Below are 20,571 nucleotides of genomic sequence, written 5' to 3'. Positions count from 1 at the left end.
GCCAACGGCGTGGACAGGCTGTACTGCGATTAGGGCCAAGCGATGTTAGTCTACCTCATGCGCCATGCCCGCGCGGAAGTAGGGCAGGGGGTTGACGATCTTTCCCGACCGCTCTCTCCGGAAGGACGTGCGTATGTACGCCGTCTCTTGCCACGCCTTCGGGCTCTTGGGGTGCGTCCTGAGCAGATTGTGAGCAGTCCTTACCAGAGGGCTCTGCAGACGGCACGGCTAGTAGCGGATGGTTTGGGGTATTCGCAGGAGATTCTCAAAGACGAAGCGCTGTCGCCGATGGGCTCTACTGCTGGGGTCCAGGCGCTTCTCATTGCCTTTGCCGAATGCCAACAAGTCCTCTTCGTGGGACACGCACCAAGCATGCCGGCCTGGATTGGTGAGCTCTGTGGCAGCTCTGCGTTTCGGATTGCCTTCCCGGCTGGGGCTATCTGCTGTATAGAGCTCCCAGAGCCGCGCCGGTGGAGTGGCACGCTGCGGTGGCTCATTACCCACGTGGAGGCGGAGACCTAGGGTGGTGTTGCTCCAGAAGGCTGAGGCCTTCGTCTGGACTACTGCTGGGAGACAAGGTCTTGGGAGGCTTGCTGGAGGGCAGCCTCGGGGGAGCGGATACCGTAGAGTGCTTCTACGACAGCGTTCTCAAAGGCGGCTTCAATGTCCAGCCACCGAGGGTGGACGGGTGTCATTCGGGCGCGTTGGAGCTGTTCAGCAAAGACACGACGGTAGGGGATGCTGAGGAGTGCCGAATCCTGGAGGTAACGACGGTCGGCAGGGAATCCTGCTTCTATGACCTTTCGGCAGAATCGGACTGACTGGGCTCCGTCCGTCAGGAAGCGGACAAGTTCGAGTGCCAACGCTTTGCGTGGCGAGCGGGCGCTAATGGCGAGGTACTCACCGCCGGCGAATGATACCCCCACGCTCGTTGGAGCATTGCCCGGTAGAGGCGCCAGCGAATAGCTCCACGACGGTGGCTGCTGCCGCAGCTTCTCTGCCAACCAGGCTCCAGAGATCCAAAATCCCAGCTTGCCCTGGAAGAAGGCATCATCGAGCTGGCGCTGCGTCTCTATGAGCCCCACGCGGGCGAGCCGAGTGTAGAAGCGTACGGCAGCGATGACCGCTGGCTGAGTGAAGGTCACCGCCCCAGTCGTGTCCACAATGTCGCCTCCGAAGCTCCAGACCAGTGGCAGCACCTTCTTGTAGAGCCGATGGGGATCGGCTCCGTTGACGCCACAGCCATAGATTTCCGGCGGCCGATGGAGCTGTTGGGCTCGCTCCAGGAGCTCCTGCCATGTCTTGGGTGGGGTGCTAGGAAGGCCTGCATTCTCGAGGGCTGTGCGATTGAGGAAGAGGACCCGGGTGTCCACAATCCATGGGACGGCGTAGAGCTTGCCGTTCCAGAAACATGGAGGATGAGCGAATGGGACGAACCGCTCCAACTCTATGCTGTCCGGCGGCAGCTCCCAGAGGACACCAGCGCTGGAGAACTGTGCTACCCAGTCGGAACCTAGCTCCACAATGTCTGGGGGTTTACCAGCGTGGAATGCCGCCAAGAGCTTTGCCTTGCCCTCGTTCCACGTCAGCTCTGTCAGCTCCACGCGGCAGCGGTAGCGCTGCTCGAACTCTGCAATGAGTTCCTGCAAGGCAGCGCGATGCGAGGGTTCGCTCCAGAAGTGCCAGAAGCTAAGCTGGCGTTCTTCCAAGCTTCCTGGCGGGCTGCAGGTGCTTAGCAGCACAGGGAGGGCAACGAGGAGAGGTCCCCACCGGCTCATCGCCCGCCTCGGAAGAAGAGCACAAGGGTGACGGCAGCCTGGAGGATAAGCAGAACGTCGCGCACAACCCCTACGACGACCTCCAACGTGCTCAATGCCCCGCCTGGGACGATGACCGTATCGCCAGGATAGAGTAGCGGATTCTGGCTAGGGTCGCCCGTGCGCTGGTAAAGCTCCAAGTTGTACACAAGGACTCGCTCGACGATAGTAGTGTCAACGCGGACGTCACGGATGATCCGAACATCTGTTAGCCGAGCGTACTCCGTTGGTCCCCCGCCGAAAGAGATGAGCTGGACGAGGGTGGTGGAGCTCGGTACGATGTAGCGCCCTGGAACCCGGACATAGCCCCAGAGATTGACTGGGATCGTCAGGCCTGTACCGAAGCTGAGGTCGTAGTAGGCTGCGCCACCCAGGCCGGAGTATGGTAATGGGCGTTGCTGCGTGGGATCGCGCTGCGCACCGAAGGGATCACGCAGTTGCTGAGCAACGAGCACTGATGACGACAGTAGCAGGGTTATCAGGGGCTGGAGGATTCCTATTGCCCTCATTGGCGAACCCAGAATGTGCGCCATATAGAGCTGGAGCCGCGGTCCGGGCGTCCCGGCGTGATGCGGCTGATACGCCAGCGGTAGAGCTTCCCCGGCTGTAGGGGGAGAGCTCGACCGTCCTGGTTGTAGCGAATCTGCGGTCGGGAGTAGTCCTGTGGTGTTCCTGCGAACACCCATACTGGGCGGAGTAGGATGTCAGGGTTGAGGCTGTCGACCTCGAAAACTCGGAGCACAATGTAACCGACGTTCCCACTCCATCGAAAGACGGCCGAGTCAAGATGCACCTCGCCACTCGGTGCCAAGGCAATCGGCGGAGGTTCCAGCGTGAAGCGGACGACTTCGGAAGGAGGCCCCTCGCGGCGTTGCGGAGAGCGGTCTAAGGCATGGACGCGGTAGTAGTACGTGCGCCAATGGGCGACGGTGCGGTCTACGTACGCTGTGTCTTCGCTCGTGGTGCCGTACTCTATCGTGACCAGCTCCGTAAATCGGATGGGGCGGCCGAGGGAATCTGTCGTGTCGCTCCGGTAGATGCGGTAGCCGCCGACCTCCAAGGGACTAAGGGCGTACCATTCTAACCGAATGCCACCGACACCATCGGCAGCTGCTTCCGGCCAAGGACGAATCCCTGTCTCAAAGGCTGCTGTATCGGGACTACGGGGCACCCACTGCGGAGCGGGCAACATCGGTTCAGGGAGCGTAGTAGCATCGTTACACCCTATCAGCACGAGCCATCCGAGCACAATGCCGGCGAGGCTCATTGCAATCGCTTCAGCAGAGGCTCTAAACGGAGACATATGCCCAGGCGGTGGACATTCCCCAGTTGTGTGTCTGAGTCTGCCAGGAAGCCGTAGTCAGCTGTCAGAACGCCGGCGTCAACCCCGGCCCCAAGGGTCAGCACTGAGCGGTACGTGCCGGCCCGGAGGGCAAAACTACGGCGATAGAGGACTTCAATGCCGTAGTTGTTATGCCCTCCGTAGCGCTCGTCACGGCTATACCCCAGCGTCAGTTCTAGTTTCCATGCCTCCAAGGGCTGTGTCAATGCCACTCCCCAGGAGACGGAGGGAGGGATACGGTGCGGTCGCTGGGTGGTCCAAAGCAGCCGTGTTCCACCAAGGTCTCGCACATTGACCCCAAGCGAGAGGCGTGGCCAGCGCTCGTCAAAGGCAATGTCCTTGAGGTTGACGCGCAGCATAGCGCCAACGTCCACCCCGATGCCCGAGGCACGGTGTTCGGCAATCTGCTCGTGGAGGAGCTTAATGTTCAGTCCTACGGGGAACTCGACCGGCACTTGGAAGCGTAGCCAACCGAAGTCCACTGGTACCACGAGGAGTCGGGCGAGCACGATCCAGATGGCCTCATCCGCATTCGGGATGAAGTCCCCAGCACTCGCACGCCGTACAAGCTCCTCCCGCTCCTGGGGAGAGAGGACACGCGTCAGGTCGGGATACGCCCGTAAGTCAGGGGCGGTGAACCGGACCCAGTGGACCCCAACCCGTAGTCCGGAGATAGGCAGGAGCAGTCCAGTGTGGAAGAAGTGGGCCAGTGGTGATCCAATTGCCCCGTACTGCGAGCTGTACATCCCGGCTACGAGCACTGTTGGGGGTGTCAGTGCTGTGCCTGCTGGATTCCAGTAGAATCCCCAGGCATCGTCTGCAATAGCAGTGAAGGCTGTACCGAGGCCGAGGGCCCGGGCTCCCAAGGGGATTTCGAGGAAGGCGGCGGCATACCGCTCCTCTTCGGCCCATAGTTGGATGCTGGCCCCGAGGACTACGATACACTTAGCGAACCCGCGCCACACTGCCGCGTCGCTCCACAATGGTGTCACCCGACCGGACACGGAGTCGGTAGAAGTAGATCCCATTTGCTACAGGACGGCCTTCGTTGTCCATGCCGTCCCACCAGATTTCATGGTATCCTGGCATTGTCGGGATTCCGGTCCCGCCGCGTAAGAATCCGAAGGCCTCCGCGGGGGAAGTCGTTGGGAAGACCATCCGGCGGATGCAGCGTCCCGAAGCAGTGTATAGTCGGAGCTCTACCTCGTCGACGCTGCTTGTCCCCAGCAGCTCGTAGGCGATGAACATCTCCTCGCGGAAAGGATTCGGATAGGTCCCTAGCAACCGCAGGTCGAGCTGTGTGGAGACTTCCATCTGGATGCAGGTGCGTTCGCTGGGATTACCGTTGCAGTCTACGAGCGTGGCACACAAGATATGGGTCCCACTCTGGAGCTGAGGACGGTAGCTGATGCTGGTGGCAGTCGGTGTCTGGGCACTGTCTGAGATGCTGAGCTGCTGGACGGGTACGGGTTGTCCGTTCAGTGTCAAGCGGATGGTAGAGGTGTCGGTGGAGACCCCATTTTCATCTATGCCAACGATGCTGATTCGGGGATTCGCCGAGAGGACAGTCCGAGCCGGGAGAGCTCGTCCTTCCGCTGTTATCCGAACTTGGGGAGGACGCCGGTCTGAGCTTGTCGCAACGGCGAAGATGCCAGGAAGTACTACGGAAGCTTGCACAACGCCAGGACCAATCTGCTGGGTGGGGAGGCGTTCCCAGAGGTCTAAGCGGCTATGTTTGCGGTAGATGGCCGGTAGGCCATGGACGAGCGCGGTGTCCTGTGGCAGGTACCACAGCTGCAATGTTGCTACGACCGTGGTTGGAGAAGAGACCGTCACTGCCACAGCGGCAGAACTATCGGCAAGACGTACGAGATGGACGTTCGGCTGTACAGTCCGAGTGGAGGGGAGGGTCTCAATCCACAGGAGCGCGGTAGCCGCCGGAGCTTGAGCAGGGAGGACGGCAACAGTCGCTATCCCCTCAATCCCAACAGGGGAGTGCTGCAGGCCATTGTCGGTAGTACCAACGGACGGCAAGAGTGCAAAGCAGCCCAGTAGAAGACTATCTCCAGCCCGATTGTTGCTCGCTAACCGATCACCCCCGGTAGAGAGACTATCGCTAGCGACTTCGCAGAGGAGATAGGCCTTCTGTAGAGCTCTGGGTGGACGCAAGAGCCAGTCCGTGCTGCCGTTGCCGGGGATGTCCACACGCTGCTCAGCCAGTAGTTGCGGGGGACCGTTCGGCATGGAGCGCCACAGACGGACCAAGACGTTGCCTGCAGGGGTTTCCCGCCAGTTGTAGAGGTGGACCTGAAGATGTGCTCCCTGTGCTGTTGGGACACAGCGCAGCCATGGGGTGGCCGTGCGTAAGCTGTCTCCTGCTAAGGGCTGGACAACCGCTGGGTCCGCAATCCCTGGGACCGAGAAGATGGCCATAGGAGAGCTAATGCTCTGCCCTGTGCTCAGAAGGACCGTAAACACTGCCCTAATCTCTGCCCCAGCCCGTATGAGCGCTGCCGAGATGGGAGGCTCGGTCTGGTACACCTCGGCGCTAACGAGTTGACAGGGCATAGGTCCCAAAGAGCTTGTAGTACCGTCAGGGAAGGCAATGTTGACAGTGGCGGTCACACTCTGGATAGCAGTACGGCTGCGGATGGGAATGCGCAATGCCAGAGGCTGACCGGCTACTGGCGGTGAAGGTGAGGTCTGGATTTCCCCCAGAATAACAGCACCTGTGCTGACGTGTGCCCCTCCCATGACCGCACGTTGCCGGTTAGACTCTACTGCGTAGAGGCGAATGGAGAGGCGCGTGCCGATATAGTTAGCAGGGACTGTTACCGAGAAGCTAAGCCGTGGGCCATTGAGGGAGATAACCCGCTCGCCTCCGGGCAAGTCGTTGCCATACTCATCGGCAAGGAGAACTCGGGCGCTTCCTGAGGAAAACGGCAGAGAGGTGACCACTGTGAGCACCTCGCCAGCGGTAGCGGCTGTACGGCTCAGCCGAAGCTCAACTGTGTCCGTTGGGAGCCGCAAGAGCTGGGCTGGATCGCCGATAAGGGTTGCCTGCAGGAGCATAGAGAGCACGATCTCGTTCTGTAGCCCATAGGCACGGGCGGCATAGAGGGCTTTGCCAGCACGGAAAGCATCTCCAAGACGTTGGAGACGTCCTGTGGGGGCTGTGACAGCTTCCAGGAGCGCCAGCGACAGCAAGAAGCTATTCTCCAGCCAACCATAGCCGGAGTTCCCCCAAGCGGCGACGGCCCCACGTCCCGGTGTTACAACGAGGCTGCTCAGTAGACCGCGGCGTCCCGCTTGCTGCTCAAAGGCGCCAGTGAAGCACGTAAGACTGGAGACAATGGGGTAGCGACCACGGTTGGAGAAGAGCTCAACATCTTCATCCTGCAGTAGCCCGGCATCTTCCCAGATACCCCCACCACCGTGGCCGAGGAAGTTGACGACAGCAGCTCCATCGGCAAACAGTTGGAGGAGCTCGGCTGTATGTCCAGTGTACGGAGTGCCAGGCTGGACGTAGAGGCGGCGCTGCGACAGTCCCAAGGGGAGCCGCGTTGCCAAGAGTTCTGTCTGGTGAATGAAGCCGTTGATGCCAGCTACCAAGAGGGCACGGGGCTGGAAGTACGTCGTGGCGTATCCTTCCTCCATCTCCCACAGCTTTGCCACTACGGCTTCCAGATCAGCCAATGATTCTGCAGGAATACGCCCAACGGCCATTTCAGGGATCGGATCGTCCGTCAGGGCGCCTGTGGGAGTTTGGTAGGTGCCTTCCACGCAACCGTACGTGTAGTCCGTAGGGGTCATTCCCCAGCGGCGTGTCTGCCATAGTTGCGGTGGGATGGCTGTGGCATTTCCAACAAGCACAATATACCGCGGAGGGACTCGCCACCGCAACCATGCAAATCGCAGGAAGCGGTGAATGGCATCCCGTGAGGCGATACCGTCATTGAACTCGTCGTAGATGTCGTCAACGTCCACAACCATCGTGCGCAGCCCCTGCTGCTGCCGCAAGCGGAGGAGTCGCTGAATGGGATGGTCTGGTGAATTCGCCTGTGGCTGACGGCGATCCCAGAGGCCTTTGTGCGTGATGATCATGTAATCAGCGGCGTTGTCAGGATGGGATAGGCTGGAGGGAAGGTCACGGACAATTCGCGCAGGACCGGCAACGCTGTCTACGGCGATAGCATAGAAGAGCTCTTCCGGTGAGGCAACGTAAGTCTGGAAGCGGATGGTGTATCGCACGGCCCCCCAAGGCAGTCGGACCCGTTCGAGACTGTAGTTGAGGATGCGCGAGATGCCGGCGCGGAAGAGCAGGACATTTGGTGTTTGAAAGCCCTCGAGGGCGAAGGTGTAAACCCCTGGAGGGGAGCCGGGAGGAGTACAGAACCAGAGCTCATCGTTCGTCGCAACGTAGAGCCGTGGATACTCGATCCGCACCCAGTTGACGTAGAAGCTGGGAATTCGGTCGCTGGCTTGGGGACAGTCAAAGATGTTGGCAACCGTAATGGTGCTGCTGTCGGCTTCAGCGAGAACAGAAGCTGGGATGGGAGCAATCTGGTGTTGAGGGGACTGAACAGTGAACGGACGGGCTCCCGACCAAGAAGCTCGGAGAATTCGCCGACGGTTGAGGTAGATCTCCGCAGTATGCTCAGGAATAGGGCACGGCAAGGGACGTGCTATGGCACCACATAGCATCACCTCTACCCGTACAGAGTCCTCTGCCAGGAGCGCCGGTGCGGGTAAGGGGACGGGAAGGGTCACACTAGTGTTCGCCGGTACTCGGGCCCAAAAGAGTTGGTCCCCTTGGAAGCTGGGGAGCAGGAGATCACGGTCTTGTGCCTCTACGGCTCCGAAGCGTTCCTCGACTCGGTTGTGCTCTACGATGACAGTACTCCGGAAACTCTTCCCGCGTAGGTCTATAGCTCGTCGCGGGTCAGGGATGCGGATATCGCCGGACTCCTCAACCATCCGCTTCCCATTTCCCCCTCCCCAAGTGAGGGCATAGACATTCTCTTCCGTTTCGGGGTCAAGGTACATATCGCGGTCACGGTTACGGAAGTTCAGCCGATTGGGCTCACCAAAGAAGGCAATGTAGTCGGGGTCTGGGGGATAGTCATCGAGGTAGCCATTGTTGTTACGATCGTAAACGTACAGCGGAATTTCACGTCCACGGTTCCAGAGGCGGAGCGTCGCTACAGGGATAGCTGCGAGCGGTAGCCCAGCATCGAGCAGTTGTCGAGCTGTGACTCGAACGAGTCCCTGGCGGCGAACGATGAGCTTGTATTGAAAGCCGTCGGGAGCTGTAGGGAGTTGCTGTTCTGAGGTGGAAAGGGGTACGTCTGCTAGGGGAGATGCTAATCGGGAGGGATTGAAATCCAGCAGAACTAGGGACTCACGAACTGTCGAAGGCTGGGGAAGGCGCAAGTGGAGCCGGAGCTGACGTGCGACACGGAGCCGAGTGCCATGCTCTACTGGGTGATACGGCAAGAGGCGCAGCGCTACAACGGGTCGGTCCCCTGAGGAGCCGATGGGCGCAAGCTGCGCTACAAGCGGCTCTCCAGGAGAGCATTCTTGGCACGTACGTCGCTGGAGTGGTGCTGGCAGCGGTAGTTCCTCCCACTGCACGATGTCGCTCCGGAGTGTAGTCTGGAGAGGTAGCTCCATAGGGATGGCAAATCCGTAGAGGGACCAGTCAGGGAGTGGAAAAGCCCAACGGGAGTTCGGAGCTGCTTGCCGTACACCTTCAGGTGCTTGGAGCAGGAGTGGGATTGGAACAGAGATCGTCAACAGAGCCTCCTGCGGGGTGCGCCATTCCCAGTGAAGCCGTAACTCTTCAGCAATTGCCTGTAGGGACAGTGCTGCAGCAAGTATTCCGCAGGAGAGCCCGCATTTTGTCATGGGAGTGAGAGGGCTGCCCTTGCCAAAGTCACAATATTACGGGAATGCGCCGGACCGGGGTACTACAGACGAGCACAGCTTTGGCGGAACTCAGTGTAGAGCCAAAGGAGCTCATTGGCGATCATAGCGGTGGCTCCCCACAGGGGGACCGGAGGGCGGATCTCCCAATACGGGGCATGGATGATGCGGTGGTTCCGAACCCATTCCGCGCGGCGGAGCGGGAGCTGGCGGAGGAACTCTAAAGACAGCAGGAAGACTTCGGCGACTTCCCCGTTAGGGCGGAAATTCGGGTGACCTTGGAGGACAGCGACAACGGGCACGACAGCAGCATGGGAGGCAGGGACATAGACAGGGGTTGCCGTTCCTAGGACAGCGACCTGCTCTGGTGGGATGCCTAGTTCCTCGGCGGCCTCCCGTAGCGCGGCATCCGTTGGAGACTCCGCCGGATGCACCATCCCACCAGGGAAGCTCCACTCACCTTGGTGGCGTGACAGTTGGTGGCTTCGTAACGTCAGCACACACGTAGGTTCAGAAGCTGCTGCCAAAAAAGCCACAAGAACAGCAGCCAGTCTACTGTCCTTTGGGGGGATGAGCAGGCGCTCCTGGCCTTCTACAATGGGCATGACGACTCGGTGGGCGGCTTGTCCAGGTAAGGGCTCCGAGAGCCGGCGTTGGAGGAACTCTATCCATCCTGCCATCTCAGCGAGAGGCCGTGGGATAGCCTTACTGCAAAAGGTAGACGCTATGGGTGGAGCGTAATTTTGCGCGCTGCTATACCTCTGTGGCTGAGCGCGTGTCAGATGTGGATGTGGTGGCTACTGTTATTGGCAGTGCTCGTCCCAAGCCAGAGCTGGGGGTTCTGGTGTGGGATTGGGCTGAGCCTGGAAGTGGTGGACTTCGGTACTGTGCCGATAGGGCAGTTGCGGGAAGAACGGCTCTGGATCGAGCATACAGGGCGTGAGCCCGTTGAGGTGCTGTCGGTGCAGCTCCTGCAGCCACCGTGGGCTTCCTTCGGTGTGGAGTTCTCGGCCCCGCAGACATTAGCTCCAGGCAGTCGTACCCCTGTGCGGGTCTTCGTACGGCCTCTCCACAATATCCACCAAGAGGCACTCGTGCTCTTCCGCCTGCGCTGCTCTGCTGCGGAATGGACGCAGACGTGCCATCTGCGCGCTTTTGGAGTGGATTCCGATACGGTCTACGCCTCTACCAACGGATTGTGGGGCGAACCACTTCGACAGCGACTTCGGGAGATGCTCCAATCTCAGCTCGTTCTGCCATACGATAGTGCCCGGCGGGCTATCTTCTTTACTATTGACAACCGCAGTGGGACAGTGGAGTGTGTGTATACAGGGCGAACCATTCGCGTCCCACCGCTTCCGCAGCCTACGGTGTTCAACGTAGAGCATACCTGGCCGCGGAGTCGTGGGGCGGATACCCTCCCGCCTGTGAGCGATCTCCATCACCTCTTCCCAACATTAGCTGAGGCAAACGAGCGGCGCAGCAACCTACCCTTTGGGATTGTCCGAAGGGTCCTCTGGCAGCTTGGGGGTTCCCGATATGGGTTTGATTCCGCAGGAGCTGAGGTCTTTGAGCCGCGGGATGCTCATAAGGGTGATGCCGCGCGGGCATTGTTTGCAATTGCCGTCCGCTATGGCAACATGACCGGCATGCTGACTGCGGCTTATGAAGCACTCCTGCGCCAGTGGCATAATCAGGACACGGTGGATGCATGGGAGCGGGAGCGTACACGGCGCATTGCTGCTATCCAAGGGCGGGCCAATCCGTTCGTGGAGCGTCCTCAGCTTGTCGGACGGCTCTACCGAATCGGCGGAGGAGCGGATTTTCCACCTGTTCCCCAGCCAGTTCTCTCGGACACGCTCGTAGAGTATCGACAAGAGGCTCTGCAATGGAGTTACCGAGTGGCCATCCTCAACCGTGGCTGGGCACCAGCACAGCTTCGGGCTGTTGACTTCCTGGGAATCCCTGAGGGGGTCGTGATAGAGCAGGTTGTGGTTGATAGCATTGTGGAGCCTCTCCGCGTTGGATGGCTACAGTTCTCGCTGAGAGCCGAACGCCGGACTGTAGGTGAGTTCCGAGTGCGGCTCCGGTTCGCTGCGGGGGTCCGTCCGCTGGAACTACGCGTTCTCTGGAGTGAGCCGAGTAGCGTACCAATGTCTCCTGCTGCGACTGTGCTGGTGGGCGACGAGCTGTTGCTGCGATGTACACTACAGCAGGTAGGAACAGCATCGGGACGGTTACTCCTCTACACGCTGCAAGGGCGAGCCGTAGATCTCTCCAGCTTTCTCACTACGCTTCCTGACGGGGTACTGCAGGCTCGGCTGCCCCGCAGCGTTGTGCCTCGGGGGGTTGCACTCGTGTGCTTTGTGGTGGGTCAGCATCGGGAGTGCAGATGGGTGCTGAATCCGGCGCCGTAGGTACCCTCTACGTCGTGGGCACACCTATTGGGGACATAGACGACATTACCCTGAGGGCGCTTCGAGTGCTGAAGAGCTGCTCTGTGGTCTTCTGCGAGGAGTTCAAAGTGGGGGCCCGCTTACTGCGGGCACATCGAATAGACAGGCCTCTGGAGACCCTCAATGAGCACAATGAGCCAGAGGCAACAGAGCGAGTCCTCTCGTACCTACGGGCTGGCAAGGATGTTGCGTTGATTTCAGACGCTGGGATGCCAGCAATTGCTGACCCTGGGCTGTTTCTCATTCGGAGGGTGCTCCAGGAAGGACTGCCGTTGGTCGTTGTCCCAGGCCCTTCGAGCATTACCACAGCGCTGGTACGGAGCGGCTTCTCCACGGACCAATTCCTCTTCGGTGGGATGCTGAGCCGTAAACCAGAAGAGCGACGCCGCCAGCTACAGGCCTTAGCGGAAGAGCCTCGGACAGTCGTTCTCCTAGAGACTCCCTACCGCCTTCGGCAACTGCTGGCTGATGCTGCTGCCATCATGCCCAATCGTCATGCTTACGTCGGCTGCAATCTGACGATGCCCTACGAGACCCACCACTACGGCACTTTCGCCGAACTCTTCGAACGCTTTCGCACGCTCCGCTTCCGAGGAGAGTTCGTGCTCTGCTTTGAAGGGTGCTCTGTGCTAAAGGAGCCGAGACACCGACTGTAGCTTCCAGCGCGATCTCGGATGAAGAGGAAGCAGAGACACTAAGCTAGGCAGCTCGGTATTTTTGCAACGTCCCCTTAGAGCTGTGCTCATCGCTGTTTGAATGGAGCGCGTCCTCATCACGGCAGCCTTGCCGTACGCTAACGGCTACATCCACTTAGGTCACTGTGCTGGAGCCTATCTCCCCGCGGACCTCTATGCCCGATATTCCCGCCTCCGAGGCCGTGAGGTCCTCTTCATCTGCGGCTCAGATGAACATGGGGCACCTATCACGATTGCTGCAGAACAGCAGAACGTCTCGCCGCAGCAGCTCGTGGACCACTACCACCGAGAGAATGCCCTCGCTTTTGAGCGGCTGGGGATGAGCTTTGACTACTATGGGCGTACGACGGATCCCTTGCACGTGGAGTTCGCTCAGCAGTTCTTCCTTGCCCTGTTGCGAAAGGGGTACCTGGAACCCCGCGAAGAGGAGCAGTTCTACGATCCCGAGGCCGGCCTCTTCCTGCCGGACCGATACGTGGAAGGGACGTGCCCATACTGCGGCTACGAAGCTGCTCGGGGTGACCAGTGCGACCAGTGTGGGGCCTACTACAACCAGCTGGAACTCCGTAATCCACGGAGTCGGATCACGGGCAAACCTCCTGTCGTGCGCCGAACCCGGCACTGGTACTTCTTACTGAGCCGCTTCCAGAATGCCCTGGAAGAGTACATAGAGCGGCACCAGCACGATTGGAAAGAGAACGTCCTCCAGCAGACCCGAAGCTGGCTCCGTCGTGGTCTGTCTGACCGACCGATCACACGGGACCTGGAGTGGGGGGTCCCGGTCCCGCTACCGGAAGCACAAGGCAAGGTGCTGTACGTGTGGTTTGAGGCCCTCCTGGGCTACATCTCCATAACTCACCGGTGGGCTCAGGAACGGGGCCAGCCCGAGTTATGGCGCCTTTGGTGGACAGACCTCGGAACGCGCTATGTGGCCTTCATCGGCAAAGACAACATCGTCTTCCACACCCTCATGTTTCCCGCCATGCTCATGGCGCATGGCGGCTACATCCTTCCGGATAACGTGCCGGCAAACGAGTTCCTGAACTTGGAAGGGGCAAAGTTCTCGAAGTCGCGCAACTGGAGTGTAGACGTTCGGGATTTCCTCAGGGACTTCCCCGAGGAGCACTCCGTAGATGCGCTCCGGTATGCCTTGGCAATGAACCTCCCGGAGACGCGGGATTCGGAGTTCACTTGGAGCGACTTCGCTTCCCGGACGAACAACGAGCTTGTGGCTGCATTCGGCAACTTTGTCCATCGAACCCTTCAGTTCGTTCATCGGTATTGGGGAGGACAGGTTCCAGAACTGGTGTCGGATGAAAAGGAGGAGCTCCTGGCAGAGTGGCGCTCCTTAGCTGACGCAGCGTGGCGAGGACAGCTGCTGGAATTCAGTGACCGATGGCGTAGAGAGGAACGCTTCCTGCTCCAGGAGCTCTGCGGTAGGGTAGTACAGGCAGCTCAGCACTATGACTACTTTCGCTTCCGGGATGCTGTGGCTGAAGCCATGGGGCTAGCGCGAGCAGCAAACAAATTTTTCAACGATATGGCTCCATGGCGGACGATTGTGGAAGAACCAGCCACATGTGCCCGAACGCTTTTCTTCTGTATCCAGCTCGTGCGGAGCCTGGCGATTCTCTTCGCCCCTGTAGTTCCTTTCGCCGCTCGGCGCTTATGGCATTTACTACAGTTGCCCGCTCGTATCGGTGACGTGTCGGAATCGGAAAGCAGGGCTGATCTCTGGTTGAGTGCGGTCTATCCAGAAGTCCCCCAAGGGCACCTCTTAGCGGAGCCTCGGCTCCTGTTTGCCAAGTTCCCCGAGCAGCGGATTGCCCTTCAACGACAGAAGCTGGGTAGCCCACCAAGTTCGGGTCAGGAGATGCCGCTACAGACACAGGATTCTTACGCAACCTTGGAGACACTCCAACGGTTGGGACTCCGCATCGGGAAAGTTGTCGCTGCGGAGAGGATCGCGGGTACAGACCGGCTCCTGCTCCTGCGGGTAGACATCGGTGGAGAGGAGCGCCGTATCGTCGCGGGCATTGCCCAGCAGTACAGCCCAGAGCAGCTCCTCGGACGGGCCATCGTAGTGGCGACGAATCTCAAGCCAGCCGTCATTCGCGGGATAGAGTCACAGGGCATACTGTTGGCTGCTACAGCGTCCGACGGGACCCCAGTGTTGCTTGTTCCTGAACGGGATGTACCTAGCGGGGCGGAAGTGCGATGAGCCAACAGACATTGCCAGGATTCCATCGCCAGCGGCAGCGGCTACGGTATCTCTTGCTGATAGCTCTCATTCTTGGGAGCAACGTACTGCTGGTAGCCTACGTCCACAACGTCGTTGCCATTGAAGAACGCATCCGGCAAATCCAGCGCCTCCAGCGTGTCTGCGACTCGCTGGAGTCAGTGGCATTGTTCTACCACCAGCAGCTCATCCGGATGGAGATGCCAGAGCGTGTAGTCCCTGCTGCTGAGCGTTATGGTTTCCAACTTCCCACAGTGCCCCCGCGGTATCTCCCCTCTACGAGAGAACAGCTAGGTCCTTAGGCAGATGTTACCTCAGATGCAGCGACGCTTCGTTGAGCAGCACTACACGCCGGAGCGGTACGCTCAGTTTCGGAAGAGGCTGGAGGAGGCTGTGGGTTCTCGAATTGAGTTCCGAGTCTGCGAGGCTCCGATCTTTGTTTCTCGTGACTTTCAATACCAGCTAGAGCAAGCTGCTCGGGAGATAACAGTTCAGTGCACCGCAGAGGCGTATCGCCGGCTGTCTGAAGAGGCCATTCCGCCGGAGTATCGAGTTCCGAACGAGCCCGAACGGCCGCTCTTCGCCGTTGTGGACTTCGCTGTTGTACAAGAAGGCGAGGAGAGATTGGGGCTACGAGTGGTGGAGATCCAGGGCTTCCCGTCTCTCTTCGGCTACCAGTACTTCTATGCTCGCCTTGCTCGCGAGGTGTACCGGTTGGGGGAGCACTGGGGCTACACCCTCAGCAACCTCTCCGATGAGGCGTATTGGGACATCCTTCGCCGGGCCATCCTTGGCGATCACGCCCCGGAGGAGGTGGTACTGGTTGACTATCGTCCGGAAGAGCAGAAGACCCGTCCCGATTTCACGGCGCTGCAGTGCCAGTTGGGCATAGAGGCTGTGGATATCTGTAGCCTTCGCAAGCGCGGCCGTTACCTTTACCGCCGGCGCAACGGGCAGTGGGTACCGGTTCGGCGTATCTTCAACCGGGTAGTGGTCGACGAGCTCCAGGAGTACGGCGTTCAGCTTCCTTTCCGATGGACCGACGATCTAGCAGTGGAATGGGCAGGGCATCCGAACTGGTATTTCCGCATGAGCAAGTTCACGCTACCTTACCTCCGCCATCCCTTAGTGCCGTACTCTTTGCGCTTGTCGGACGGTATTCCCGAAGACGTGGAAAACTACGTGCTTAAGCCGCTATTCTCTTTTGCTGGCAAGGGTGTTGTCCTGAATCCCACGCTGGACCATGTCCGATCCCTCTCGGAGGAGGCGCGGAGGCTGTATCTCCTCCAGGAACGGATTGCCTACGCTCCATGCATCTACACTCCAGTGGGCATGAACACTGTGGAGCTACGGGTTATGCTGGTGTGGCTCCCTGAGTGGGAACAACCGCTGCCCGTTATGTCCCTGGCACGCACAGGTCGAGCAGCAATGATGGGAGTCCGATACAACGATATGCCATGGGCAGGGTCGTCGGGATGCCTATTTGGGACAGAGGAAGCTGCACGGACGTAGTAAATTTGTGCCTCACAGTCGGCTTGTTCCCTTAGGTACAACGAGCTGCGATGGCAGGCCATAGCAAATGGGCGAACATTCGCCATCGGAAAGCTGTTGTAGATGCCCGTCGAGGGAAGCTGTTCACCCGGCTGGCTCGAGAGATTACAATTGCAGCACGCCTCGGTGGAGGTGATCCGGAAGCAAACCCACGGCTGCGGCTAGCGATAGAGAATGCCCGAGCGGCCAATATGCCAATGGAAAATATCCGGCGAGCTATCCTGCGTGGGACAGGGGAGCTACAGGGAGAACACTTAGAAGAGGTCCTCTACGAAGGGTATGGTCCCTTCGGTGTGGCACTGCTGATAGAGGTTGCAACAGATAATCGCAATCGGACAGTCTCGCAGCTTCGCTCGACGCTCTCACGGCTTGGGGGAAGCCTGGGAGAGTCAGGCTCCGTGCTCTGGAATTTTGAGCGCCGCGGAGTCCTGTATGTAGAGACTGGTGGCTTATCTGAAGAGGAGCTGCTGGGGTGTGCTCTGGAGGCTGGTGCTGATGACGTCGTCAGAGGTGATGGGAACTACATCGTCTACTGTCCTCCTTCGGAGCTTGCCCACTGCCAGCGGTTCTTCCAAGAGCGCAACCTGGTCGTTAAGGAGGCAAAGCTTGAGTGGCTACCCAAAACCACCGTCCGCATAGAGACGCGTGAGCAGGCGGAGCGTTTGCTGAAGTTTTTGGAAACAATTGAGGATTTGGACGACGTGCAGAACGTCTACTCCAACTTCGAGATGGACGACGCTCTCCTGGAAGAGCTGCAACATGCGTAGGCCGTTGCGGATCATTGGAATTGACCCAGGCAGCATCCGATGTGGCTATGGCGTTATCGGTTGGCAAGATGGACGGATATGGATAGTGGAGCAGGGCGTTATAGCAACGGAGCAAGCAGAAGGACTTTCAGCAAAGTTGAGCCTTATTTTCGAACAACTTCAATCAATTCTCCACAAAACGAAGCCAGATGAGGCGGCTGTAGAAAGTAGCTTTTATGCTCGGAATGCTCAAGCGCTAGTGAAATTGGCTCAAGCTCGCGGCGTTGTACTTCTGAGCCTGGGGTTAGCACGAATCCCAGTCATCGAGTATACTCCTAGCGAAGTCAAGCAGGCAATTACTGGACGTGGGAATGCAGCAAAGGGGCAGGTGCACTACATGGTGTACCGTCTGCTTAGTGACGAAGACACAGGGCAGAAAGTGGAGCAATCACGCTTCTATGATGTCTCCGACGCCTTGGCAGTAGCACTTTGCCATGTCTTTCGCCGCTACCGAGTCGACTCACAACGGCCCCGAACATGGCGGGAGTTCATCGAGCAGTTCCCCGATCGGGTCCTTACCCCACTTGAGGTGGGAGCGGGTCGTAGGTCGTGATCGTGAGAGGCTCGGCGAGTGCAAATCCTTTTGGGGTTACCTGCAGGCGGCCAGCTTGAACGAAGGCGTCGTGCTCAAAGCAGAGGATCCAGCCCTCTTCGTAGGCTCTAGGTAGTATGCGCTTTTTCTCTTCCAGCGTTGTCAGGGGGAAGTTGTCGTATGCCATGATGTAGGGGTAGGGAATATGGGCTGCTGTCGGGCAGAGGTCTGCGCAGTAGAGGAGATGCCGCCCTTCATCGCTGACAAGCACGAGCTGCATCGCGCGGGTGTGACCATGGGTGAGGAGGAGATAGATGCCGGGGAAGAGCTCTCCTTCGCCCTCGAGAAGTTCTAGCAGTCCAAGGGATGCCAGTGGTTCAAAGTCTTCTGGGATGAAGGAGGCACGATCCTTTTCTGTAGGGTGCCGTGCCGCAAGCAAGTGATCGCGTTGGACATAGTAGCGAGCTTTAGGGAAGGTTGGAAGTAATTCGCCAGTTGGAGAGTAGTAGGTGCTGCCACCAGCGTGGTCGAAGTGGAGATGGGTGAGAATCACGGCGGTAATATCTTCTGGCGAGAGCCCAAGGTAAGAGAGTGAGCGTTCTAGGGAGTACTGGGAAGAGTCAATCGCATAGATCTGCCGCTGTTTCTCGGACATCTTGGAGCCGTTACCGGTATCAACGAGTACAGCATGACTGTCCCACCGAATCAGCAATGCCCTAGCTGCCATTGGGATGCGGTTCATCGGATCGGCAGGGTGGTAGGCCTTTTCCCACAGAGGTTTGGGAACAACCCCGAACATCGCTCCACCGTCCAGGCCGAAACGGCCGGTTTCTACGACGTCTATCTGGAAGCGCCCAATCTGTAGCATGGCTCCGTGGGCCTTGCTCAGTCGTCGAAGACAAACGTGGGTTCGGGATAGTAGCGTAAGCGGTGGGTGCGCAGACGGTTGTGCCACCAGCGCTGGAAAAGCTGGTTTTTTGCCTCTGCTGGTCCTGACTGGAGTAGCATCAACGGGATATTTGCACGGAGGAGGCGACCAGCAATCGTGTGGCGTGTCACCCCGGCTGGGAGTAGCTCTCCCCGGAGGGCTAAGGCACGGATCTCTTCTGGGGTAAAAGGAGCAAATGCAACGTAGATGCCGTCTTGATAGATTCCATGCTGTACGAGCTCCTGGATTTCTTCCCACGCCACGCGCTGGAAGGGGTAAGGATGGGAGTAGCCCCGTACCAGGGCTTGCAGTGCTGAGCAGAGCGAGGGGCAAAGAGACGCCGGAGGAAGCACAAGTGCTTCACCGTTTTGGTCAAACGCACACGCGACGGCTGTGTGGTCTGCAAGGAGTTCTTGTGCTTGTGGCCATTGGGAAAGCAGCGTCGTAAACCCTGCTTGAGTAGCTACTCGTTGGAAGAGCGGCAATGTCCAGCCTGGCAGGAAGTGACACCACGTTCGGACCTGGACCTGAGGTCCAGGGTAGTCAACCAGTTGGACAGGAACTGCAGGAATCCCCAGCTGTCGCAGCGCTGTGATCCGTGTTGCTCCGTCAAGCACGATGAAGGTCCCTTCCTCTAAGGGTGCAGCAATTGGGGGATTGCGAAGAATGCCGCTCTGCTGGAGTTGGGATTGGAGTTGAGCAACTCGTCCAGGCTCAGTCTCCTCGTGGAGGACGAGCTGCTGTATGGCTACGATCTGCAGCCGGATAGAGTCCGGAGTCATTGTTTGAGAAGGGATGGTGCCCAGTTACAGAGGCTCGGGCACTGTTGGGAGCTCTGCAATAGCACGCTCGATGAGCTCCTTCGAGTATTCGTAGTCCTCCAGCTCCCCGGTAAGGAAGCGCTGGTAGCCAGCTAAATCAAAGTGGCCATGGCCGCAGAGGTTGAAGAGGATCACCCTTTTCACCCCTTCTTCTCGGCAGCGGAGCGCTTCATCAATCACAACTCTTATCGCATGGCTTGCTTCTGGTGCTGGCACAATTCCCTCGGCTTGGGCAAAGAGGACACCTGCTTCAAATGCCTTTCGCTGAGGGACAGCAACGGCTTCGATGAGCCCTTTGTGGTAGAGGTACGAGACGATGGGTGCCATTCCATGGTAGCGTAGACCGCCTGCATGAATAGGAGGTGGCACGTATGAGGAGCCGAGCGTATGCATCTTGAGTAGCGGTACGATGCGAGCCGTATCGCCGAAGTCGTAAGTGTAGATGCCTTTGGTGAGTGATGGAGCAGCGGTCGGCTCAACGGCGATGATGCGTGTCGAGCGTCCATCGAGGAGCTTCTCTCGCACAAAGGGGAGGGCTAATCCGCTGAAGTTGGAACCACCTCCAACGCATCCGACGACGATGTCGGGATATGCTCCGACGAGCTCCATCTGGCGCAGTGCCTCCTCACCGATAATGGTTTGGTGGAGCAGTACGTGGTTGAGTACCGAGCCAAGGGAATAATGGGTGTCCTCACGTTGGAGGGCATCTTCTACAGCCTCACTGATGGCAATCCCAAGGGAGCCGGGATGGTTCGGGTCTTCTTCAAGATAGCGCCGGCCTACACTCGTATCTGCAGATGGTGAGGGAACGACTGTGGCTCGATAGAGCTCCATGAGCACGCGGCGGTAGGGCTTCTGGTGATAGGAGACGCTAACCATGTAGACCTTGCACTCTAGTCCGAAGTAGTGGCATGCAAAGGCTAGGGCGCTACCCCATTGTCCTGCACCCGTTTCTGTCGTTAGGCGCCGGATCCCTGCCTGTTTGTTGTAGAAGGCTTGGGCAATTGCAGTATTGGGCTTGTGCGAGCCTGTCGGAGAGACCCCTTCGAACTTGTAGTAAATCTCCGCGGGTGTGGACAGGAGCTTCTCTAGTCTGCGGGCGCGATAGAGCGGTGTAGGACGCCAGAGGCGATAGGCTTCTAATACAGGTTCCGGGATGTCCACGAAGCGGGTTGCATATGGGCCTGCTGCAGCTTCCTGGAGAATGAGGTCTTCTGGGAAGAGTGGAGCCATATCTTCGGGCCGTAGAGGCTGTAGGGTCACAGGATGGAGTGGCGGAGGGAGGGGGTCCGGGAGATCCACCAGGATGTTGTACCATGCTCGTGGTAATTGGCTCTCATCCAGGATAAACTTCGTTCGCATCACGACCCTCGTAGAGTTGGACTGCCTGTCGTTTTTGGTGCTGCACAAAGATACAACCCACCGGAAGTACACAGCTCTCAACCTGCGGTTAGTGTAG

17 protein-coding genes are annotated in these 20,571 nt (G+C 58.8%); 8 read left to right on the top strand and 9 right to left on the bottom strand.

Features of this window, described 5'->3' with window-relative positions; all coding sequences use genetic code 11:
• Positions 1 to 42 precede the first annotated feature (42 nt).
• Positions 43 to 522: a phosphohistidine phosphatase SixA gene (gene sixA, locus NZ960_03475; GenBank protein ID MCS7176675.1), complete on the top strand. Its 480-nt coding sequence runs from the start codon at positions 43 to 45 to the stop codon at positions 520 to 522.
• A gap of 38 nt (positions 523 to 560) precedes the next feature.
• On the opposite strand, the gene NZ960_03470 is transcribed toward sixA, so the two are convergent.
• The 6 genes from NZ960_03470 to NZ960_03445 all read right to left on the bottom strand — a co-directional run bounded on the left by NZ960_03470 (position 561) and on the right by NZ960_03445 (position 9,764).
• Entirely contained in the window at positions 561 to 1,778 is a 1,218-nt protein-coding gene (locus NZ960_03470; protein MCS7176674.1) for an extracellular solute-binding protein, read from the bottom strand.
• On the bottom strand, positions 1,775 to 2,326 hold the full coding sequence (locus tag NZ960_03465; GenBank protein ID MCS7176673.1) for an SLBB domain-containing protein: 552 nt from the start codon (positions 2,324 to 2,326) through the stop codon (positions 1,775 to 1,777). Before NZ960_03465 ends, NZ960_03470 begins: the two co-directional genes overlap by 4 nt.
• The gene (locus NZ960_03460) at positions 2,323 to 3,084 is read right to left on the bottom strand and encodes a hypothetical protein (GenBank protein MCS7176672.1); all 762 of its coding nucleotides are present in this window, start codon (positions 3,082 to 3,084) and stop codon (positions 2,323 to 2,325) included. Before NZ960_03460 ends, NZ960_03465 begins: the two co-directional genes overlap by 4 nt.
• A complete protein-coding gene (locus NZ960_03455; protein ID MCS7176671.1) occupies positions 3,081 to 4,124 on the bottom strand; it encodes a UPF0164 family protein in 1,044 nt (347 codons plus the stop codon). The genes NZ960_03460 and NZ960_03455 overlap by 4 nt, the downstream gene beginning before the upstream one ends.
• Positions 4,105 to 9,066 (bottom strand): C25 family cysteine peptidase, encoded by a 4,962-nt coding sequence (locus NZ960_03450; protein ID MCS7176670.1) that lies wholly within the window; start codon positions 9,064 to 9,066, stop codon positions 4,105 to 4,107. The genes NZ960_03455 and NZ960_03450 overlap by 20 nt, the downstream gene beginning before the upstream one ends.
• A gap of 62 nt (positions 9,067 to 9,128) precedes the next feature.
• Positions 9,129 to 9,764 carry a CoA pyrophosphatase gene (locus NZ960_03445; protein ID MCS7176669.1) on the bottom strand — a complete coding sequence of 212 codons (636 nt, stop codon included), beginning with the start codon at positions 9,762 to 9,764 and terminating at the stop codon, positions 9,129 to 9,131.
• 102 nt (positions 9,765 to 9,866) lie between these two features.
• Here NZ960_03445 and NZ960_03440 point away from each other — a divergent pair, with 102 nt between their 5' ends.
• The 7 genes from NZ960_03440 to ruvC all read left to right on the top strand — a co-directional run bounded on the left by NZ960_03440 (position 9,867) and on the right by ruvC (position 17,384).
• Positions 9,867 to 11,501 (top strand): endonuclease, encoded by a 1,635-nt coding sequence (locus NZ960_03440; GenBank protein ID MCS7176668.1) that lies wholly within the window; start codon positions 9,867 to 9,869, stop codon positions 11,499 to 11,501.
• A complete protein-coding gene (gene rsmI, locus NZ960_03435) occupies positions 11,477 to 12,196 on the top strand; it encodes a 16S rRNA (cytidine(1402)-2'-O)-methyltransferase (protein ID MCS7176667.1) in 720 nt (239 codons plus the stop codon). The genes NZ960_03440 and rsmI overlap by 25 nt, the downstream gene beginning before the upstream one ends.
• A 100-nt stretch (positions 12,197 to 12,296) precedes the next feature.
• Positions 12,297 to 14,456, top strand: coding sequence for a methionine--tRNA ligase (gene metG / locus NZ960_03430; GenBank protein MCS7176666.1), 2,160 nt, complete (start codon positions 12,297 to 12,299; stop codon positions 14,454 to 14,456).
• Positions 14,453 to 14,776: a hypothetical protein gene (locus tag NZ960_03425; protein ID MCS7176665.1), complete on the top strand. Its 324-nt coding sequence runs from the start codon at positions 14,453 to 14,455 to the stop codon at positions 14,774 to 14,776. Before metG ends, NZ960_03425 begins: the two co-directional genes overlap by 4 nt.
• A 16-nt stretch (positions 14,777 to 14,792) precedes the next feature.
• Positions 14,793 to 15,986: a hypothetical protein gene (locus NZ960_03420; GenBank protein MCS7176664.1), complete on the top strand. Its 1,194-nt coding sequence runs from the start codon at positions 14,793 to 14,795 to the stop codon at positions 15,984 to 15,986.
• Between the two features lie 50 nt (positions 15,987 to 16,036).
• On the top strand, positions 16,037 to 16,792 hold the full coding sequence (locus NZ960_03415; GenBank protein MCS7176663.1) for a YebC/PmpR family DNA-binding transcriptional regulator: 756 nt from the start codon (positions 16,037 to 16,039) through the stop codon (positions 16,790 to 16,792).
• A complete protein-coding gene (gene ruvC / locus NZ960_03410) occupies positions 16,785 to 17,384 on the top strand; it encodes a crossover junction endodeoxyribonuclease RuvC (protein ID MCS7176662.1) in 600 nt (199 codons plus the stop codon). Before NZ960_03415 ends, ruvC begins: the two co-directional genes overlap by 8 nt.
• On the opposite strand, the gene NZ960_03405 is transcribed toward ruvC, so the two are convergent.
• From NZ960_03405 to NZ960_03395, 3 genes are read right to left on the bottom strand one after another with little or no spacing between them, the layout of a single operon-like run.
• Positions 17,347 to 18,231, bottom strand: a complete 885-nt coding sequence (locus NZ960_03405; GenBank protein MCS7176661.1) for an MBL fold metallo-hydrolase — start codon at positions 18,229 to 18,231, stop codon at positions 17,347 to 17,349. The genes ruvC and NZ960_03405 overlap by 38 nt on opposite strands.
• A 17-nt stretch (positions 18,232 to 18,248) precedes the next feature.
• On the bottom strand, positions 18,249 to 19,073 hold the full coding sequence (locus NZ960_03400) for a hypothetical protein (GenBank protein ID MCS7176660.1): 825 nt from the start codon (positions 19,071 to 19,073) through the stop codon (positions 18,249 to 18,251).
• 24 nt (positions 19,074 to 19,097) lie between these two features.
• A complete protein-coding gene (locus NZ960_03395; GenBank protein ID MCS7176659.1) occupies positions 19,098 to 20,474 on the bottom strand; it encodes a TrpB-like pyridoxal phosphate-dependent enzyme in 1,377 nt (458 codons plus the stop codon).
• Between the last annotated feature and the right edge of the window lie 97 nt (positions 20,475 to 20,571).

It is taken from the genome of Candidatus Kapaibacterium sp., assembly GCA_025059875.1.
Taxonomy (GTDB): Bacteria; Bacteroidota; Ignavibacteria; order Kapaibacteriales; family HRBIN21; genus HRBIN21.
Note: the sequence above shows the minus strand (reverse complement) of the source record. Positions and strands in the feature narration are given on the sequence as shown.

Bases quoted from the DNA above. Each gene is read 5' to 3' on its own strand.
- NZ960_03420 (MCS7176664.1), top strand. From the start codon at position 14,793: ATGCAGCGACGCTTCGTTGAGCAGCACTACACGCCGGAGCGGTACGCT.
- NZ960_03445 (MCS7176669.1), bottom strand. From the start codon at position 9,764: ATGGCAGGATGGATAGAGTTCCTCCAACGCCGGCTCTCGGAGCCCTTA.
- NZ960_03465 (MCS7176673.1), bottom strand. From the start codon at position 2,326: ATGAGGGCAATAGGAATCCTCCAGCCCCTGATAACCCTGCTACTGTCG.
- NZ960_03460 (MCS7176672.1), bottom strand. From the start codon at position 3,084: ATGAGCCTCGCCGGCATTGTGCTCGGATGGCTCGTGCTGATAGGGTGT.
- NZ960_03415 (MCS7176663.1), top strand. From the start codon at position 16,037: ATGGCAGGCCATAGCAAATGGGCGAACATTCGCCATCGGAAAGCTGTT.
- NZ960_03400 (MCS7176660.1), bottom strand. From the start codon at position 19,073: ATGACTCCGGACTCTATCCGGCTGCAGATCGTAGCCATACAGCAGCTC.
- NZ960_03395 (MCS7176659.1), bottom strand. From the start codon at position 20,474: ATGCGAACGAAGTTTATCCTGGATGAGAGCCAATTACCACGAGCATGG.
- rsmI (MCS7176667.1), top strand. From the start codon at position 11,477: ATGGGTGCTGAATCCGGCGCCGTAGGTACCCTCTACGTCGTGGGCACA.
- NZ960_03405 (MCS7176661.1), bottom strand. From the start codon at position 18,231: ATGCTACAGATTGGGCGCTTCCAGATAGACGTCGTAGAAACCGGCCGT.
- NZ960_03425 (MCS7176665.1), top strand. From the start codon at position 14,453: ATGAGCCAACAGACATTGCCAGGATTCCATCGCCAGCGGCAGCGGCTA.
- NZ960_03440 (MCS7176668.1), top strand. From the start codon at position 9,867: ATGTGGATGTGGTGGCTACTGTTATTGGCAGTGCTCGTCCCAAGCCAG.
- NZ960_03470 (MCS7176674.1), bottom strand. From the start codon at position 1,778: ATGAGCCGGTGGGGACCTCTCCTCGTTGCCCTCCCTGTGCTGCTAAGC.
- metG (MCS7176666.1), top strand. From the start codon at position 12,297: ATGGAGCGCGTCCTCATCACGGCAGCCTTGCCGTACGCTAACGGCTAC.
- sixA (MCS7176675.1), top strand. From the start codon at position 43: ATGTTAGTCTACCTCATGCGCCATGCCCGCGCGGAAGTAGGGCAGGGG.
- ruvC (MCS7176662.1), top strand. From the start codon at position 16,785: ATGCGTAGGCCGTTGCGGATCATTGGAATTGACCCAGGCAGCATCCGA.
- NZ960_03450 (MCS7176670.1), bottom strand. From the start codon at position 9,066: ATGACAAAATGCGGGCTCTCCTGCGGAATACTTGCTGCAGCACTGTCC.